The organism is Reinekea sp. G2M2-21, assembly GCF_015687175.1.
Classification (GTDB): Bacteria; Pseudomonadota; Gammaproteobacteria; order Pseudomonadales; family Natronospirillaceae; genus Reinekea.
Genome location: NZ_JADPQG010000007.1, coordinates 14,915 through 33,204, shown reverse-complemented (window position 1 = coordinate 33,204; position 18,290 = coordinate 14,915). Strand labels below are relative to the sequence as shown.

Annotated in this window: 13 protein-coding genes; 9 read left to right on the top strand and 4 right to left on the bottom strand. The window is 44.6% G+C overall.

The window, feature by feature from the left end; all coding sequences use genetic code 11:
• Positions 1 to 181 precede the first annotated feature (181 nt).
• Positions 182 to 1,342: a BMP family protein gene (locus tag IYN85_RS20390; RefSeq protein ID WP_196160799.1), complete on the top strand. Its 1,161-nt coding sequence runs from the start codon at positions 182 to 184 to the stop codon at positions 1,340 to 1,342.
• Positions 1,339 to 2,466 carry a hypothetical protein gene (locus IYN85_RS20385; RefSeq protein WP_196160798.1) on the top strand — a complete coding sequence of 376 codons (1,128 nt, stop codon included), beginning with the start codon at positions 1,339 to 1,341 and terminating at the stop codon, positions 2,464 to 2,466. The genes IYN85_RS20390 and IYN85_RS20385 overlap by 4 nt, the downstream gene beginning before the upstream one ends.
• Before the next feature lie 15 nt (positions 2,467 to 2,481).
• Here the strand turns inward: IYN85_RS20385 and IYN85_RS20380 are convergent, their stop codons facing one another.
• Together IYN85_RS20380 and IYN85_RS20375 are read right to left on the bottom strand one after the other, a co-directional pair.
• Positions 2,482 to 2,907, bottom strand: a complete 426-nt coding sequence (locus IYN85_RS20380) for a hypothetical protein (protein ID WP_196160797.1) — start codon at positions 2,905 to 2,907, stop codon at positions 2,482 to 2,484.
• 55 nt (positions 2,908 to 2,962) lie between these two features.
• Complete coding sequence (locus IYN85_RS20375; protein WP_196160796.1) at positions 2,963 to 3,550, bottom strand: hypothetical protein; 588 nt, start codon at positions 3,548 to 3,550, stop codon at positions 2,963 to 2,965.
• Positions 3,551 to 3,865: 315 nt separating this feature from the next.
• On the opposite strand from IYN85_RS20375, the gene IYN85_RS20370 reads away from it, so the two are divergent.
• The 4 genes from IYN85_RS20370 to IYN85_RS20355 all read left to right on the top strand — a co-directional run bounded on the left by IYN85_RS20370 (position 3,866) and on the right by IYN85_RS20355 (position 8,771).
• Positions 3,866 to 5,965, top strand: coding sequence for a 7TM diverse intracellular signaling domain-containing protein (locus IYN85_RS20370; protein WP_196160795.1), 2,100 nt, complete (start codon positions 3,866 to 3,868; stop codon positions 5,963 to 5,965).
• Entirely contained in the window at positions 5,958 to 7,955 is a 1,998-nt protein-coding gene (locus tag IYN85_RS20365) for a sensor histidine kinase (RefSeq protein WP_196160794.1), read from the top strand. The genes IYN85_RS20370 and IYN85_RS20365 overlap by 8 nt, the downstream gene beginning before the upstream one ends.
• Positions 7,956 to 8,034: 79 nt before the next feature.
• Positions 8,035 to 8,562 carry a hypothetical protein gene (locus IYN85_RS20360; protein ID WP_196160793.1) on the top strand — a complete coding sequence of 176 codons (528 nt, stop codon included), beginning with the start codon at positions 8,035 to 8,037 and terminating at the stop codon, positions 8,560 to 8,562.
• A 20-nt stretch (positions 8,563 to 8,582) separates the two neighbouring features.
• Positions 8,583 to 8,771, top strand: a complete 189-nt coding sequence (locus tag IYN85_RS20355; protein ID WP_196160792.1) for a hypothetical protein — start codon at positions 8,583 to 8,585, stop codon at positions 8,769 to 8,771.
• A gap of 43 nt (positions 8,772 to 8,814) precedes the next feature.
• Here the strand turns inward: IYN85_RS20355 and IYN85_RS20350 are convergent, their stop codons facing one another.
• Positions 8,815 to 9,090, bottom strand: coding sequence for an HU family DNA-binding protein (locus IYN85_RS20350; RefSeq protein ID WP_196160791.1), 276 nt, complete (start codon positions 9,088 to 9,090; stop codon positions 8,815 to 8,817).
• Between the two features lie 70 nt (positions 9,091 to 9,160).
• Complete coding sequence (recC, locus tag IYN85_RS20345) at positions 9,161 to 12,415, bottom strand: exodeoxyribonuclease V subunit gamma (RefSeq protein WP_196160790.1); 3,255 nt, start codon at positions 12,413 to 12,415, stop codon at positions 9,161 to 9,163.
• 112 nt (positions 12,416 to 12,527) lie between these two features.
• Between recC and recB the strand changes: the two genes are divergently transcribed.
• The 3 genes from recB to IYN85_RS20330 are packed head-to-tail and all read left to right on the top strand — an operon-like array spanning position 12,528 to position 18,228.
• Complete coding sequence (recB, locus tag IYN85_RS20340; protein WP_196160789.1) at positions 12,528 to 16,115, top strand: exodeoxyribonuclease V subunit beta; 3,588 nt, start codon at positions 12,528 to 12,530, stop codon at positions 16,113 to 16,115.
• Positions 16,112 to 17,998: an exodeoxyribonuclease V subunit alpha gene (gene recD, locus IYN85_RS20335; RefSeq protein WP_196160788.1), complete on the top strand. Its 1,887-nt coding sequence runs from the start codon at positions 16,112 to 16,114 to the stop codon at positions 17,996 to 17,998. The genes recB and recD overlap by 4 nt, the downstream gene beginning before the upstream one ends.
• A complete protein-coding gene (locus IYN85_RS20330) occupies positions 17,995 to 18,228 on the top strand; it encodes a helix-turn-helix domain-containing protein (RefSeq protein ID WP_196160787.1) in 234 nt (77 codons plus the stop codon). The genes recD and IYN85_RS20330 overlap by 4 nt, the downstream gene beginning before the upstream one ends.
• Positions 18,229 to 18,290 lie beyond the last annotated feature (62 nt).

Sequence of the window (18,290 nt, the reverse complement as noted above, 5' to 3'; positions counted from 1 at the left end):
TTTTTTGGCTCCTTCGCTGCTCCCGTATCAAGTAAGTCACTGTGTCTTGATCGTCGGCAACACTTTTTGGTATTCAGAAATTCACAAAAGTAAAATATTGCCATGCCTAATCTAATGATTATAATGCAAATTCATCATTTTAATGATAAATGGAAATTGCATTGCACTCGAGGAAAGGCCAATGAGAATCGCGTCACGAGCAACTTTGTTTTTTGCACTATTTACACTAAGTGCTTTTTCCGTTGCGGAGATTAAACCCGCAATTTCCTATACCACAGCAGGTATATGGGATTCATCCTTCAACCAAGCCGTGTACGAAGAGGGCTCCTTTGTGTACGCATTTAAAATGGGTAAAGGCCCCGTTTTTAACCACGAGCCAAAAGGTACAGAAGGAACGGCCTTGTATCGAGCCGACCTGGCACGACTTGCGCGAGAGGGGTATGACCCAATTGTTGCAGTAGGTTTCGCCTATGAAGACGCGGTGAGGGATATAGCCAGTTATTACACAAGCACTCGATTTACTCTAATCGATGCTGTTGTGGATCTTCCCAATGTCCAATCCGTGAAGTTTGCTGAGCACGAAGGGTCATTCTTGGTTGGAGCGCTTGCAGGTCTCAAGACTGAATCAAACGTTGTTGGTTTTGTCGGTGGCATGAACATTCCACTTATTCACCGGTTTGCTTGTGGCTATGCCCAGGGCGTGAAACTAACCAACCCAAGCGCAACAATTCTGGGGCGTTTCGTTGGAGACAGCTATTTAGCTTGGTCAAACCCAAGACGTGGTGCCGAATTGACAGTAGAACAATATCAGTACGGAGCAGATATCGTTTTTGCTGCTGCCGGCGGCTCATCGGTTGGCGTTTATAAGACCGCGCAACATTATGATGCCACAGATACGGACTTTCCTACTCGATATGCCATCGCGGTTGATTCCAATCAAAACTCCAAGTTCGAGAATTCGATTTTAACTAGTATGCTCAAGAACGTAGGTCGTGCGGCAATTGAATCGTTTGAAGATGCCGCGAATGGGACATGGAAGCCGGGGTTGAAAATAATGGACTTGCGGGCTGAGGGGGTTGATTGGGCGTTGGATATTTTCAACGAAGGGAAAATTCCACTAAATGTGGTTCGAGAGATTGATCAAATTAAGGCAAATATCGCGAAAGGGAGCCTGCAAATTGGGGATTACGATACAGAAGAATCCTGTCCGGTTACCATATTATGGGAGGGCGATGTAAACACTAGCGCAAACGGCGTGCAGCGCACAGCGCAGCTGGAGCGTGTCTTTAGTCGTGGAACAATACCAATTGAATTTGATGAACTCTCGGAGGTGAGTCAATGAAATACATAATCACATTGTTTCTTGCTGTGTTTTCAACGGCGGCCAGTGCTGCAGACCTCAGAATATTGGTATGGGACCAGAATAATAATCCGGCGACATTCAATATGATACGAAATAACTCTGGCCTTAAAATCTCTGTTGATGTTTACAGCACGTCGGAGGAAGCATTCACCGCTATCGATTCAAAACAATATGACCTGATTATCGGGAGTGCAGAGCACATGGCTGCACTCCAGCAAGACTACGAGTTTGCAGAGCTAAACCGAAACCGGGCATTTGGTTCGGAAGCAGGAAATATTATGGATCGAAATGAGCAAATGGGATTAGATCCGGTTTTTTTTCTGCCCTTTGCTCGTCGAACTGTTGGGTTGTTGTTTGATAGGTCCAGCGTGAATCGATTGGTCTCGGAAGGTGTCCCAAGCGATCCATTTGCGCTAGCGTTTGACGATTTGTTTGTTTCACGCGTCGACATTTGCGGTATTTCTTCATTTTCCGATCCGATGGACTTTGTGGCAATTTGGTCTAGCTATCACGGTGTCGGGCAAATTGGCTTTGAAGATGTGGGGTCTGCGTCGAATTTCGCTTTTAAGAAAAACCTTTCAAAAATCACAAGTCGATGGTCAATGCTCAATTCAGGCGAATACCATAAGCAAGCCTCTTTGAATCGCGCTTGTGTTGTTTTAGGGCAGTCTGGAGAATTGCTCAAATCTATGGAAGATCTCAGTGGCAATGGTAATTTTGTCCTTATTGGAACTGCTAGCAATATGCCTATATTTACTGACGTTATTGCAGTGCCCGGTGACCAAGTGAGTCCGGAGGTTTACCGGTTATTGGAGGCTATCTACCTACCTGAAACACAAGGAATGATTGCGAATGAATCAGGCCTCATGCCTATCAATCGTAAAGCCTCAGAGTTTGTTAAAGGCGCCCTAATTGATGAGAGACTGGTGTTTCCAGAGTTGAATGGCGCTTCTCTAAACTATCTCGAATTACCATCAGAGTTTGTCATGAAACGAATAATTCGTTCATGGTATCAAATGTCTTGTAGTGCACAAAAGGACTGCACAGTACCAATATCATTGTCACCAGGCTGGCCAATTAGCGCTTATTACCGAGCTCACTAATAATCCGCCTTACAATTAATTATCTTGGTGTGTTTCGTTGAAGCACACCTGGTGTATCAGTAACTGAAACGCACCGCCTTCTAAGCGGTCCTCAAACGATTCATTAACAGTAAGAAAGCCATATTTAACTCCGTCTTGATCAACGAGTAGAGGCGGATAACTCGCGCTAGGTTCACAGGCGCTGTAAACTGAACCTAACTTCGAATACATTGAGTCTGGGTTCATTAAGCTGTTTTGGCTGAAATCCGAACCGTATTCTTCCAGGTTATTGTATATAGAGGTTCTATTCGATTGCTTGCAGTCAAGACAACCAAGAAACTGAAGATAGCCATCACCGCCAAAGAAAAGATATCTTTCTAAAGGGTGGCTTTGGAAAGATAGGGCGAATGCCGGCACCAATAGCGCCGACAATGTAAGAGATATGATAGTTGGGTGTTTCATACACGGCGATCTCCGTAAATCAGAGAGAGATAGCCAAGTAAGGCAGAAAATCTAGCTATTCGCTAGATTTAAAGCGTCTCTTGGTTGCTCGGCGATTGATCTCACGTTTGGCTTCTAACAATTCATCAGACAGTTTAGCATCTCTAAAACCACGCATCTTCTTAACGCCGTGCTTACAAACTGCCGCCGAAAACTCATTTGACTCAATTTTGCTTTTTTCGAGAGGCGAATCGCTTCCAGGGACGACATAGACGCCTGTGTCAATACTGCCAGCAACCTCCCGAGCTTCGGCTTCTTTGTCCTTAAGTGAGTGTTTCAACCGATAGGTAGCGGTAAAGTAGTCATCAGCATGATTGAATAACTCGGGATCTAGCTTATCCATTAAATCAAGAACAATCTCAGGGCGCGCTACTAACAGGACGTCCTCAATTTTCACAGTTGAACTAATCTCAAGTTCTTTTATACCTTTCTTTAATGCAGGTACAATAAACTTCGAAAGAAGTGACCGGGCATCCTTTGCACTCAATAAATTGGAAGGCTTGGACTGTGCAATTTGCTCTTCTTTTTTGCGCTTTGCTTCTTGCAGCTTTTGCTCAAGCAGGCGAATTTCCTTGTCCACTGCAGTGTTTGATAAATTACTCATTATTTTGCACCAATATTATTTCATAAATTAATTGGGATTAGTTTGAGTCCTAGGATCAATTCTTTCAATAAATTGGTTTATAAAGAAATAAGGAATTAGAATATATTCTGGGCATGATAGGTGTAAGTCATTGAAAAATATAGCATTTTCGCGAATTAAAAAAAAAGAAAGTTTAACAAAGCATCAAAGACATTGCCAAATTGCGAAGGTAAAGCGCCCCTTATTAGCTATTTTTTGACGTTATTTAGTGCATAATGTCAATTTTTAAGTGCACAGCAGACCCAATAATAATATGAATAACAAGAATGGTAAGCCATGAAAGCGATCAAAATACTAATTATTGCACTTTCTTCTTTCTTAACAGTTGCCGCCTACGGTTCAACGATTGATCTAAGTAAAAGCGATAGTACAAGCTTTATACTGGATGGTGACTGGTCTTTTGCAAAAGAAATCTATATTCGGCCAGAGAATGGGCTACTTTTCAGAGACTATCAGGACCAGATACCAGACCTGCAAGTAATTCAGGCTTCAGGGGTTTGGAATGAATACTACAACCCGGAATGGAATCACGGACTTAAGTTCACTGGTGAAGTAGGAAAGGGTTACGGAACTTTTTTTACAAATATCAAGCTTCCGCAGAACATAGATTGCGACCAGCTGTCGATTCAAATGGATCGCGTAAAAATGGCCTATAGAATGTATATCGATGGGAGGTTAATTCTTGAGCATGGGTCACCTGGGATAGACCGCGCATCAACCGAGAATCTCTATTATCCTCAAATTGTACACTTCCCGTCCACGAGCAATTGTCATGATTTCGAGATCGGCTACCATGTTGCAAACTTCATTTATTTGAAAGGCGGGCTGGATGATCCAATTCATGTGGGTCTGATCAGTGATCTCACTCACAAACGTGAACTGCGCATTTCGATCAGAAGTCTAATTATAGGAATCATGCTGTTTGCTGCCCTCATTTCGCTTACATGGTATGTAACTACTATAGAAACAATTCGGACCGGATCGCTTCTGTTTGACGTTACAGCCCAGAAAATAACTTCTCCTGTCAAACAGTTTGTGGGCGGATTGCGTCGCCTGCTAAAAAGTTTTTATACGCCTTATAGACAGACGGAGGATCAAGAGTCAGAGTTAAGCGGAATTCATCGGCGCAGCAGGGCGCACCTTATCTTTTTCTTGGTTGTCATTGGTTGGGGAGTTCGTACGGCAACGGAGTCAGAAAAAATCATCAATATCGTATTCCCAGGATTGCCACCTGAAGTTACTTTAAGACTGGATCTTGCTTTCATCTATTTTGCTTGGCCTCTTTTGATGATATATAAAGAGAGCATTCTACCTGGATCCACTAATCGATACGTATACTTCATTAATTTTGTTTGGATGTCTTTTGCATTTCCGCTTGGGCTATTTTCACTCTATATGAGTGGTTACATCTTGGTTATCTCACATATATACCTCTTGTTTTTAACCGCTTACCTAACACTGTCTTGTGGCAGATATGCCTTGAATTCAAAAAAAGTCTTTCATGTATTCCTAACGGCAGTAACTGCGTTGGTGTTCTTAGCCACAGTGAATGACATTCTTTACGAAATTGGGGTTTTCAGAGATCTTGGATACGTATCTAACTTCGCGATAGCTTTGTACTGCATAGTGAATGTCACACTATTAAGTACTGATTTGATTAGGCTCAATTCAAAAAGAGAGGAATCAATAGTTAGATTTACCAATAAAGCAAGAACTGAAGCTGAAATAGCCAACGAAAGACTTCGACAATATAAAGACAGTATTGCTGATACGATCCATGACAGGGTCAGCACTCCACTTTCGCTTATCCTTCTTCAACTAGATCAGATAAAAAGTGATCAGCTAGATCCGGAAAATGCTGCATTGATCGAATCCGCAAAAGCCAATCTTGACGGTTTGTACACGGACATGGATAACTTTAGCGCAGATACAAAGCCATCAATGGCAATTATTGACACAATTGGCATAGGCGGTGCCGTAGAGAACCTAGCCCTAAAACACTCAACAGAGCAGCAAAATATTATTGCTGATATTGATAGAAGCTGCGAACAGAGATTATCAAAAAAAGCACAATATGAGCTTTGGTATTTGATTCAAGAAGCTGTGAATAATGCAATGAAGCACTCGGGGGCAGATGCAATAATTATTCGCGGGACATGCAAAGAGGATCACGCAGTATTTATGGTAATAGACAATGGAGAGGGGTTGCAAGATATCGACGATACCGATGGAATAGGATTGCAGAGCATGCGGAATAGAGTCGAGATTAATCAGTTCCAACTCAATATCGACAGTAGCGATGAAGGCGTAACCATTCAGATTGTTACACCTTATTCAGAAGTAAAAGGCGATGTTGAAGGATTAATTAATGTTTAAAAAGGTTGTGTTTATAGTTGGGCTCTGCATTTATGCTATCCCATTTGCCATAGCTAACCAAACTATGGTAGTTGAGAGCAAACGAACAGACCTAATCAATAAGATTGGTGAGGTCAAGTACTATCCGAGAGAGTTAATTGCCAGCCACACAGAAGCATATGGTCCTGGCGAAGTTGTCCAGATACCTCATGCGCAGGAAGAAGCAGATACATTTGGCACGTACATTGTATTGGTGCAAACCGACAATTCATTTCTGCCGTTGACTGGCTTGTTAGTCAATGGAGCCAAGTTTTCTCATGCTATTTTTATCAACGGGCGGCTCGTTTCTAAGCAAGGATCACCAGGTTTAAACAAGAGTGAAACTATTCATCGCTACTTACCGTCGATCGTTCCGCTGCCCAATAAGGAGTCGATAGCATCTTTGCCTGACAGTAAAAAAGTTGTAGAAGTTGCGATTCAAACTGCAAACTTTACTGGCCTGCCAGGTGGTTTAGATGGCCCGTTGTTGATTGGCGACTTCAATGCTCTATTTGAGAGGCAAGCTAAAGCCACCTTTGTGAATATCATAACAGCGACTGTCGCAATCGTATTAAGTGTTTTCTTCCTAATCTCATTCATTTACGGGAGAGATGTAGCGCATTTGGCGCTTTCTTTGGCTGGGGTGACGATTAGCATAAGGCAAATTGTTATTGGACATGAAAGTATTAGAAGCATAATTTCCTTTTTTAATGAAGTGACTCTAATCGCAGTCGATTATTCGACCCCATATTTCCTGGCTTCGTTTTTTGCACTGTTTACTCTTTCAAGTTTAAAGACTGAGACAGTGCGCTATAGAGAAGAAACTGTGCTTAGCACCGCGCTCATTATCATTACTGTTGGAATGCCGATTTTATGTATCAGTTTGACATATTTAGGCGGCCCGCGATTGTTGCACGACGCATTAGTTATTGTCGTTCTTGCGCTTTTGGTGATTGTTTGGGGTCTACATGAGTTAATTACACATAAACGGAAAATTCAAATATTTGATTTTTTACATGGATACTTACTGCTGATAGCTATGCTGTTTTCGGTATTGTGGGATGTGAGCATTGTTTTTGATCTAGTCGATGGGCAGCTGATAAGCACTTACACTCTGATCGCAATGATGTTTCTGCAAGTATTAGTCAACTTTAAAGAAGGCAATGAGAGTTCAGTAAATTACAAAAAAGCAGTAGAACGGTATGAAGGCGAACTTATCGCGAAAGAAACCGCTGTATTAAAAAGCCAACAGGTAAATGACAATTATCGCCATATTGCTGAGGAAATGGTTAAAGGAAAAGAGAACGAGCTAACCACCATGGCGCGCGAAATCCATGATGCGATGTCGAAAGCAGTGACTACTGCAATTCGCGTAATGCGTGAATCCAAAGATGTTATTGACTTGGATCATCGAGGTGTTGCTCAGCAGCTCGAAGCAGCGCAAGATGAGCTATCTTCGTCATATAAAGTTTTTAGGGCCCTTTTGCATCACAATCGGCCTGCTGATTTGGATATGATAACACTTTCGACTGTTTTGGAGCGACAATTGCTCGTACCGAAATCGGTCATTTATGATGTCGCGGTAGCGGAAGATACAGATCAGCTCAACATTGATTCAAAGATCAACATCTTCAGAATCTGCCAGGAAGCTGCGACTAACATGATTAAATATTCCAACGCATCGCTTTTTCAGATCTATATAGACTCCGAACGTAGAAATGGAATTGATATTTGGACAATAAAGATTCTAGATAATGGTGACGGTGTGGATCTGACAAAAGCTCGGAGAAATGGTTTGGATAATATTGAGTTTCGTTTTGAGCTTATGAAGGGCAAGGTTGATATCCATACAAGCCCGGGGAATGGCTTCATATATGACGGATGGATTCCAAAAATCCCAAATAAACTACGATCAATGGACGAAGAATATGAGGCCTTTCGGGCATCTCAAGAAGGCAATCGGGCAGACTGAGCGAACTTATCTAGCCTCATTTCTTGAATATAATGATAGTTAGGTATTATAATGATGTAAAAGCTATTCGCGGTAGCCAATGAACACGCTCAAACAAATTGATAGTCGTTTCTCTAGTGACATTGGACGATATATTGCCGCCAGGGCTAGGCATGATTATATGCGGTCGAATCTGATCGCCAGAAAGTATTCAATTCCGAGTGATCTTTATCTTTCGAGTGCTGTTCCTTTGGTGTTGCATGATAAGAATACCGGCATATCGTTAGCATTCAGTGAGAAGTACCAAGTCGTTACTGAAGCTGACGTTCGGACATTTAGTCGAGATATTTTTTCACTTTCGACGGTGTTCGATGTCACTCAGTTTTTGCCAGTTTATCAATCATCCTCTGTAAACCTTTACAAAGTTTCCTTTAACGACAATGCAATCTTTGGATTCAGAAAAAAAATTGGTGAAGATGAGCATATATGTGCGGTTGCAATTCTGCAGATTGGCCGTCGCATATTGTACAAAGGGTGTCGGATAGAGCCTTTTGTCGATTACCCTGTCTATACATCAGAGCAACTTACACTAAATCAGCTGATCTTGAGTTTAACTACTGAAATGTGAGCACCTGGAGGCGACTGCTAATGAGTCACGCAAAAATTACTAAAAATTCAATTACTGCACACGAAGAAAAGCAAGCAAGGAGAAAGAAGCGGACTGATGAAGACATTGATCTGCAGAAAGTAGAAGTATATCGAAGGAAAGCAGACTTGCAGTTGGAAAGGGAAATTCGCCGCATTGAAGGCTTGGATGGTCTGTTGGCAGATATATAAGAGAGCAGCACCAAATGGCTCGGGTACTGCCTCCAAAGAAACGCTATAGGTTAACAGCAACTTTCAAGGCTTTGCCTGCCTTAAATCGCGGTACTATAGATTCAGAAATCTCAATAGGCTGGCCAGTCTGAGGGTTTCGACCTGTACGTGCTGCGCGAGTACTTACATCGAAAGAGCCAAATCCAATCAACGTTACTGACTCACCGTCAACCAATGCCTTTGTTATCGTGTCGATCACTGCGTTTACTGCACGCTCAGCATCTGTCTTAGTTAATTCGCTCCCTGTGGCAACTGCAGAAATAAGTTCACCTTTGTTCATAATTGTTACTCCATGATTGTGTTAGGTAATGGTATTCACAATTGGCTCAATTTAGAAGGAAAAACTGCTATCAAAATAGCGTGAGCTCGGTTTCTGTTTTTGCTAGGTTTTCTAATACTACAGGAACGGTTTCGAAATACCTTTTACTGAATTGATCCAGCGTACTGAAACATCGTGTAGTGGATCCCTGCTCATTTAGTCCAGGTTGCTTCTCACCATATTTCCATACGCCAAACCATTCATTTTTTATGATGTCTGGCATATCACTCACCGGCTTATCTGACTCAAGCAGCTCTTTGTGTTTGAAGATTAAATCGGGATTCATTGCTAATGGCCGGGTGAGATTTTCTGAATACAGCGTGAGCCAGTCTTGGAAAATCGCTTCAGCGTCATTAACCTTTAAAGACGTAATGCCAACACTATTACCTTCAATGCTTATCAATATTCCTTCCTCGGCGATTCCATTTGCCACAGCAACGACCGTTTCGACCCATAGATTAATGAGCCGTGCGGGTGTTGCCTTACCTGCTGCGTGGTGAACAACTTGTCGGCGATCATTAATCCCGCGTACTGCAAACTCACCAAACATCTTTTGCTCGCCTACTGTGGCACTTGTGTTGATGACTCGTTCGGCGATAGGACTGAATTGTTCTACAACTGAATGTATCGACTCCGCCAACCGCATTGATCGATTTAAGATCAACTCAGATAATTCGCCCTTTGGAAGCTCACCAGATGCTTTTTTGCGTGCAAACCATAGACCCTCCTGCCGGCCGGTTTGTAGCCAGTCAATGGCGTCTGTCTTCAAACCATATTGCGGTAGAGCGTCAATCAACATTGGCTCCAAACTGTCTAGTGGTTCATGCCTACCGTCGAGGTAGGCGCCATATCGTGTTCTGAGGAATAACGCAGCAGGGTTGCGAAACAAGGTCTTTAGATCAAGAATTGTGATTGTGTTGGGTAGGTGCTCAAGTGCAATGTTGCCACCGGAGAGTGTCGGTGTTTCAACACAGTCAGCGTTAGTAGAAATTTTTTGAGCAACTTTTGCCCAGTCTTCAGCGAACGTAGGTAATGTTCCATCAAAGTAAGCAGCACTGAACGGCTGAAGCGCGTTTCTTTGGTTAGTGTGTTCAATGATGCCGATGTACTGATCCGATATCGAAGCTTGTTCGCTTCCGCGTAGTATGAATTGCGAAGGCAAAAAACGTTGAATTTCCTGTACCACGGTGGAGGGAGTGCGTTCTTCATTTGTTTTGGCGCTGTTCCCCTGATAAGAAAGATAAACAGAGTCCTTGGCAAGAAGCAGTGTTTCGAGGATGAAATATCGGTCATCGATCCGAGGGTTCCTGTCTCCTTTGCGAGGAAACTTCCCTATGAGGTCCATGCCTGAGGCCGGGACTCGGCGAGGAAATGCAGTATCATTCAATCCTAGCAGGCAGATTGCGCGAAACGGAATAGAGCGCAAAGGAACACAATTTGAAAAGTTTACCGCGCCGGCGAGGAATCTTGAACGGACCGAGGTTGTACTGAAGCTACTCGATAAAGCTCGCTCAATGAAACTAAGCGATACCGGTAAGTCGAAGCCGATTGATTCAGCTGAATCAAGTAGAGCCGCAAAAGCATCTTGAATTATCAATGCATTATCGGGCTCAATCGCATCATCGATCAGGGTTGCCAAGACTTGTCTCAGACTGTCAATCCATTTAGGAACGGGCTTGTCATTCATGGCATTGTCGTGCCAGTCGGCTAATTCATCCAGGAACAGAGCAACTTTCGCATAGTCAGCTCTGTCAGAAGAGGGCACTCGGAAAGGATAAATACCATTCACACAGGAGTCTGAACCAAAAACCTGCCCTGCAGTAATTCTGAGAGTACCATCCTCCCAGGTATTATTGTGTGTGCTGTCATCAATACCGTGGCGCAGTCCCCAGCGCACATGGTTTCGGTAAGCCAGGGCCATCAGTTCGCCCGCGCGGTCTGCTGTTAGGTCAAACCGAGCGAGCACCGACGGAGAGCTTAAGAGTTCTGTTAGCTCGAGAACACTAATGCGGCGCTTATTAATGCTCACCAGCAACGACACAAGCTTAAAGATGGGAGCCGATTCAAGTATTGAAATATCCGAGATAGAATAGGGCATCGGTGAGCCCCGGAATACCTGATGCACAAACGGTGCATACTCCGCAATGTTTGGCGCCATCACCGCCACATCATGCGGCTTTAAGTCTGGGTGGCTCTGAAACAGCCCCAAAAGGTGGTCCTTCAGAGCTTCGACTTCTCTAAGAACGCTATGCGCAGAGGCGATTCGAATGCTGCTGTCTGTTGGCTCGATAACGGGTCGATCATCAAGTCCATATTGGCCCGCTTGGCGGATTGCATACTGAAGATGGCCAAGCATCGTATCAGGGGGCACGATATCGGGTTCTAGCTCTTCAATTGTAGCGCCACCGGCAAGAAGCTGATTGAAAAAGGTTTTACCCATAACGCCAAAGCTTGAGAGCAGGGGATTGCCGATTTCCATGTGTTCAACGTTTTGCCCGGATGACTGACTTTTCAGCAAGCGTTTGGTACTCACATGATCAGCCCAAAATCCTTCAGCGGGATTCATCCAATACAAAACAACATCAATATGCTCGGACAGGGCGAGCAAAATTTCTAAAAAGACCTGCGGTATCTGACTGACACCAAAGAGCGTGATCTGATTCGGTAATTTATCGAACGGTAAGTCACCCGTTTTGATCTTGGACATCAGAGTTCGAATGAGCTCAGCCCTGTCATTTATGTATGACAGACCATCAAACGTCGCGCGGATCATTCGCCACATATGAGCCTGCCACTTTTGATCTCCCGGCAATGGGTGTGTGCTGCCTTCAGAAATTATTGAATCCTTTCCGTCGGCCCAGGCATTTAGCCAGTCAGGTCGATAGAAGCTATAAGCATCAAAGGTATCTGCAATTTTGCCAGCAAGAGCAAGGTGGTCTGCGTCCGAGGGATTATTCTTCAAATAAGGGACCAGTTCAGGCCACTTGTGCTCTTTCATTAATTTGAAAATGCTTACCTGCATCGTTTCTTTGTCAAGCGCCCAGCTGCCAGACTGACCCAACACCGAATTCAATAAATCCCAAATAAAGCGGCTAAGCATCGGAGTCTGAATGTTCGCCGCTATTCCGCTACGCGTAGCCAGTTCCTGTTTTAGCCACCGGTCCATGCCTACTGTCAGCAGAACACAGCTGAAAGGTTCCAGAGGGTGGGCGCCTGTAGTCTCAATTCGGTCAATTAGGTGTTCAATCAACGGGCCTGTGTCGGTGCAGCTAACTACCTTCAGCATTTTTAACCTCGGTATTTGTAAATATAGACAACAATATTATCTATGAATTTAAAACTTACAACAAATTATTAAGATAATTTATCTTTAAAAACATATTGCGTCAAAAATAATAATGGATAATATTGTTATCCAAATAAACGCATTCAGACAGAGGTTGATTATGGAGCCGATAAAACCGCTCACTCTAAAGCTGGAGGACCAAATTGTAATCGAGGCCTCCGCCGGCACCGGTAAAACCTACGCAACGGCAACAATCTATGTCCGTTTAGTGTTGGGGATTAATACACCAGATAATAAAGCTTACCAGCCGTCTGAAATTTTAGTGGTCACTTTCACTGAAGATGCCGCCGATGAGTTGCGTTCGCGCATTTTTCAGCGATTGTCCGATTCCATCATGATGATTCAGCAAAAGAATCCTGAGAATGAACTCGAAATGGAGTTGTTATCAGAAATCGCTCAACTTGAATTTCCTGAACATCAATTTGAATCAGCTGAGGCTTTCGCTATTGCCAGGCTCCAGTCTGCCCTTATTTCAATGGATGAATCAGCAATATTTACCATACATGGTTTCGCACACCGTGTGCTGTCCGAGTTTGCATTCGAAACCAGCGCACCTTTCGATTTCGACCTAATAACCAATACCACTGAGTTAAAAAATAATGCGGCGGCCGATTTTTGGAGGAAGCATGTCTTAACTCTGCCGGCGCAAACACAGGAACGCGTAACTCGCGCTCTAAAAAGTCCAAGCAGCCTAGCCCGCTCTTTCATTCGCCACACCCAACATACCGATGTTATTTACGGCGAAGGGTTGTCTATCGAGCAGGTAGAGCGACTACAGAGCCAGAACATCGTAGCGATTGGCGAGCTTGTGCGTGCCTTTGAGGAAGCTGGTGGACCCCAAGCCATGGCTGAAGCCCTGCTTTCCATGGGCCTGAAGGGCAATGTCTACAGCAAAAAAACACTATCGGGCAAGCTAACAAATCTCTATGAGAATGCATTGGATGGTCAGGTCGACAATAGTAAAGATCTTGCATTATTGTCAGTTGAGAAGTTCAACGACAGCAAAAACAAGACATCTACTGCTAACTATGAAAACATTCCTGGTTCCCAGCATCTGGTTCAATTTTTCGAAAATTATCGAAGCATAAATTGGGACATGGTGGAGAGTAGCCTTCGAGAACGGGCGAATGCCTTCATGAACGCATACATTGGGGATGACAAATCAAAAAACAGCCTACTTGATTTTGACGATTTGCTCTCTTTATTGGAGCAAGCTCTTCATTCAGCCTCGGGAGACCGATTGGCGGAAGCATTGGCCACTAAGTACCCCATTGCTTGTGTCGACGAGTTTCAAGACACTGATCCGGCGCAGTATGCAATATTCAATAAGATATACAGCTCAAACGCCGCTCAGTCGCTTTTGATGATCGGGGATCCAAAGCAGGCGATTTATGCATTCCGCGGTGGCGATATCCATACATATCTGACTGCAAGAGCAAAAGCACCCAAGCAATTTACGCTCGATACAAACTATCGTTCTCACCCTGATGCTGTCAGCGCCGTGAATAAGATTTTCGCCGGTGTAGATCTAGCCAAAAATGCCAGTAAACATGAAATGCTATATCAGTCAGTTAAAGCAAATTCATTAGGAAAGGCTGAATATTCGATCAAGGGGGAACGTCAGCCAGGTGTCGATTTTGTCTCTTTTGATAAACAATTGAGTAGCTCTACCGCGGCAGAGCATTTTTTGGCGGAACAGTGCGCTGCTCATGTGAGTAGATTGCTGGCAAAAGGTGTCGACAATACCGCGTTGGTCGGTGGTGAATCACTGGCGCCACAACACATCGCTATTCTCGTAACCACTCACGCCCAAGGTGAAAAAGTTGTCGCTGCGCTCAATAAGTTCGGAATCGACTCGGTAAGCCGGACGCGTCAAAGTGTATTCAGCACTCAAACCGCTAAAGACCTACTTGTTTTGGTGCAATCCATCATGAATCCGGGCAATGACAGGGCGGTAAAGTCCGCTATTTGCTCACAAACTCTCGCATACTCTCAGTCCGAATTGGATGAATTGTTCGTTGATGATGACTTGTGGGACCACCAACTAAACATTCTTGCCGAAGCAAAAACGGCACTAATGGAGCAAGGAATCGCAGTCGCGGTTCAGCACGTTTGGAACCACCTTTCGATTGGTGACCGAATTGCACAAACCAAAATGGCAGAGCGAATCATTACAAATTGGAGGCACATCGTAGAGCTTCTTCAAATCAAAGAGCAAGAAGTCCCGGGCGCACCTGAGCTACTACAGTACTTTGCACAACAAGTTGCGCGACCTGACGGTTCTGAAGATCAGGAAATGCGATTGGAAAGCGAAGACAACTTGGTCCAGATAGTCACATTGCACAAGTCGAAGGGGCTGGAGTATCCCTTAGTATTCATGCCCTTCACGACCTTACCTTCGCGAGCCCGCTCCAACGTTTATTACGACGAAGGGGAGGAGGGATCAAGAAAAGTCATCGATCTCTCAGCCGCCAATCCTGGAGAGCAGGCGCAAGCTGAGCATGCTGCAGAGCAGCTTCGGCTGTTCTATGTCGGTATAACTCGCGCCAAGTTCAGTACAATTGTTTACGTGACTAATGTAGAGCGGGGCCGTCGACAGGACCTACCCGGGGTTGAGTCGAGTCAGCTGGCCCAGGTGCTGGAGTGCGCTTCTATTGAAGATATACTTGTTCGATTGTCTGACCTGGCCCAGAACAATGAAATACGTTTTGTCCAGAACCCCAAAATTGAAGGTGTCAGCTATTCGCCCGCAATAGATTCAAGACAAGCACCGGTATTTCAGCGATTCATTGGCAAAATTGATCGATCATGGCGCATAGCCAGTTATTCATCCATCAATAAAGACTCGGATGAACACTATATCACCGAGGAAAGCATCGAGAGCAAAACCGGTGAAGATGCGACTGGATTAATGGAATTGGAAGAGATCGGTAAACCAACGGGTATTGAACAGAGCTTTCCCGCCGGCGCTGTGGCTGGCCAGTGCCTCCACGACATCTTAGAAGGGGCAGTGAATAACGGAACTACAAACATTTCTCAAACAATTGGTTTAAACCTTCAAAGGTATGGATTTGACCCAGAATTGGAGGGCGAGACTTGTGATTGGATGGGAAGGGTCCTAACGCAGCCGATTTGCAATGGAACCAAGTCCATTGCTGAGCTTACTCCGCAAACCGCGTTAGCGGAAATGCAGTTTCATCTCGCCACCGGCATGGTAACCGCGGAGAACCTTAATAAAATTCTCCGACAGCATCCTCTCCACAAAAAGGATTTAGCGTTTTACGAATTCCAAGGTCTATTAACCGGATTCATTGATTTGACTATTGTAGATGATAAGGCATGGATCATTGATTATAAGTCAAATCGACTGTGCGAATACACAGACAGCTCGCTATCGGAGTCAATAACCGATCACAGGTATTACGTTCAATATTTGATCTATACCGTGGCGCTACACCGGCACCTCTCACGCCGGTGGCCACAGTATTCCTATGAGTCGCATTTTGGAGGTGTGGAATACCTCTACTTAAGAGGCATGACTGGCGCCCGGCGCGCGGGGGTCTGGTTTGAAAAGCCAGATTTTGCACTGATTGACCAACTAGACAAACTATTATCTACAAAAAAAGGAGTCACCGCATGAGCTTGTTAAATACGCTGAAGCAAATGGCACACAGCCCAGACTCACTAATTACTCCTTTGGTTTGGTCCAACACTAAATACCTTTCTCAGATCGTTGAAGACAACTCTGACGAATTCCTATTTTTGGTCGCGCTTGCAACCTATGAGCTTGCTAAGGGAAACACTTGCGTCAACGTGCGTGTCATAACCGGTCCCCGTCACTGGCCAAATCACCCCATGAGTCAGCTCAATATCAGAATAGATGACGCTCTGGGTTATCTCGAAGCAAAGCAAAGTGAATGGCTGGAAGCATTCTATGTCACCCCATTGCGCTATCATCGCGGTCGCCTGTATTTAGATCGCCAATTCCAATTGGAGCGAAAGTTAGCGAAATGGATCTCAACGCGAATTTCGGAGGGCGCGCTTGCCTCGATTGATCTTATGTCAGTGAAGACCTTAAGCGATCGGTATTTCGCCTTCAACCAGCCAGATAGCGTGGATTGGCAGAAAGCAGCTGCTGTAATGGGATTGACTCGCAAGTTCACGATTATTACCGGCGGTCCGGGTACGGGAAAAACAACTACCGTAACCAGAATGCTATCCATGGTATTCGAAGCGCCACAGCTGTTTGGGTTTGCGGGTGAGCCCAAAGTCGTACTGGCTGCCCCCACTGGCAAGGCAAAGAACCGGATGGCTGAATCCATCCAATCTCAGCTGTGCATCACTGAAGGACCAATGGCTTTGCCTGTAAATGACAGAATAAAAGAAAAGTTGAGCGTTGAGGTTCAGACTATTCATCGGTTGCTGCAGGTCAACCCGACGAAAGAACAGCCTCATTTCAATGCCTTTAACAAACTGGACTGCGATCTCTGTGTCGTAGATGAAGGCTCAATGATCGATCTAGAAATGGCCTGTCAGCTGGTGGATGCCTTGCCCGAAAAAGCCAGGTTGATCGTATTAGCCGATAAGGACCAGCTAGCCTCCGTCGATGCCGGAGCGGTAATCAGTGAGTTATTTACGCCAATTACCCCGATCAATGATCATCAGAAATCTATTGGCCTGTCAGGCGCTACGCGCGAAATAGTTGAATCCTGCCTCGACTGCTCAATTGCCCCTTGGTTAAAGAACGAGTCGATACCGCTGGCAAATCACGTTATTAGTCTGCAAAAGTCTCACCGGTTTAACGAGAGTACAGGTATCGGTGTATTGGCAGCAAGCATCAACCAAGCAGATAGCGTTACAGCGAAATCAGTTTTTGACGAATACCGCGACGTTAATTGGCATTTAGCTGACGATTTAGCGCGTCTCCGACAAATAGCGGTGAACCATTTTGAAGACTACCACCGAAGGATCGCGGACAGTGCTAATCCAGAAACTGCGTTTAATTGCCTTGGAGAGCAAGTCATTTTAACATCGGTGAAAAAGGGACCCTTTGGCTCTACCAGCATCAACAGAGATATAGTTCAATATTTTGGTCAATCAGGCATGTCTTGGTACCTGGGCATGCCGGTAATGATTACTGAAAACGCTTACAAAACAGGGCTGTTTAATGGGGATATTGGAGTAGTACTACCCGACGAACAAGGGAATCTGAAGGCCTGCTTCCAAGCACCCGATGGCAGCTATCGGTTTTTGAGCCGGCATCGATTGCCCGCGTGGGAGGTTTCTTACGCCCTCACAATTCACAAATCACAAGGCTCCGAATGGTCCAGCGTCATTGTGATTCTGTCCGATAATGCAAACCTGGAGACCAAAGAGCTCCTGTACACCGGATTAACTCGTGCAAAGTCGACGTTTCAACTGATTTCTTCAGAGATCGCTCTTTCTAAAGCTATACGACGGCGCAGCCTAAGATCTAGCGGGCTGTTTGAGGAGGTAGAAGCAGCTTGCCGGAGCGTCAAATGAGCAGATATGAGCATCTTTGGCAGCTTCTGTCCCAAATAGTGCGCTCGCAATCCAACATCAAAGAGTTGGCACATCAGCTTGATTGGCCTGAACCAACAGTTAAGCATCGAATTACACAACTTAAGAATATTGGTGTTGATATTCAACGTGTAGGGGATAAGCGCAAGGGTTTCTATGCAGTGATATCCTGGGGCCCCATCGACAAGACATACGTATTGAAACGGTATTGATAATCGACTCTATATGCCTTTCATTGCTATGGAATTTATGATTATAATCTTCCATTGTCTTA

What these genes read in the sequence shown, in the direction of transcription:
- IYN85_RS20390 (WP_196160799.1), top strand. Translation starts at nt 182, where the DNA reads ATGAGAATCGCGTCACGAGCAACTTTGTTTTTTGCACTATTTACACTA.
- IYN85_RS20385 (WP_196160798.1), top strand. Translation starts at nt 1,339, where the DNA reads ATGAAATACATAATCACATTGTTTCTTGCTGTGTTTTCAACGGCGGCC.
- IYN85_RS20380 (WP_196160797.1), bottom strand. Translation starts at nt 2,907, where the DNA reads ATGAAACACCCAACTATCATATCTCTTACATTGTCGGCGCTATTGGTG.
- IYN85_RS20375 (WP_196160796.1), bottom strand. Translation starts at nt 3,550, where the DNA reads ATGAGTAATTTATCAAACACTGCAGTGGACAAGGAAATTCGCCTGCTT.
- IYN85_RS20370 (WP_196160795.1), top strand. Translation starts at nt 3,866, where the DNA reads ATGAAAGCGATCAAAATACTAATTATTGCACTTTCTTCTTTCTTAACA.
- IYN85_RS20365 (WP_196160794.1), top strand. Translation starts at nt 5,958, where the DNA reads ATGTTTAAAAAGGTTGTGTTTATAGTTGGGCTCTGCATTTATGCTATC.
- IYN85_RS20360 (WP_196160793.1), top strand. Translation starts at nt 8,035, where the DNA reads ATGAACACGCTCAAACAAATTGATAGTCGTTTCTCTAGTGACATTGGA.
- IYN85_RS20355 (WP_196160792.1), top strand. Translation starts at nt 8,583, where the DNA reads ATGAGTCACGCAAAAATTACTAAAAATTCAATTACTGCACACGAAGAA.
- IYN85_RS20350 (WP_196160791.1), bottom strand. Translation starts at nt 9,090, where the DNA reads ATGAACAAAGGTGAACTTATTTCTGCAGTTGCCACAGGGAGCGAATTA.
- recC (WP_196160790.1), bottom strand. Translation starts at nt 12,415, where the DNA reads ATGCTGAAGGTAGTTAGCTGCACCGACACAGGCCCGTTGATTGAACAC.
- recB (WP_196160789.1), top strand. Translation starts at nt 12,528, where the DNA reads ATGGATAATATTGTTATCCAAATAAACGCATTCAGACAGAGGTTGATT.
- recD (WP_196160788.1), top strand. Translation starts at nt 16,112, where the DNA reads ATGAGCTTGTTAAATACGCTGAAGCAAATGGCACACAGCCCAGACTCA.
- IYN85_RS20330 (WP_196160787.1), top strand. Translation starts at nt 17,995, where the DNA reads ATGAGCAGATATGAGCATCTTTGGCAGCTTCTGTCCCAAATAGTGCGC.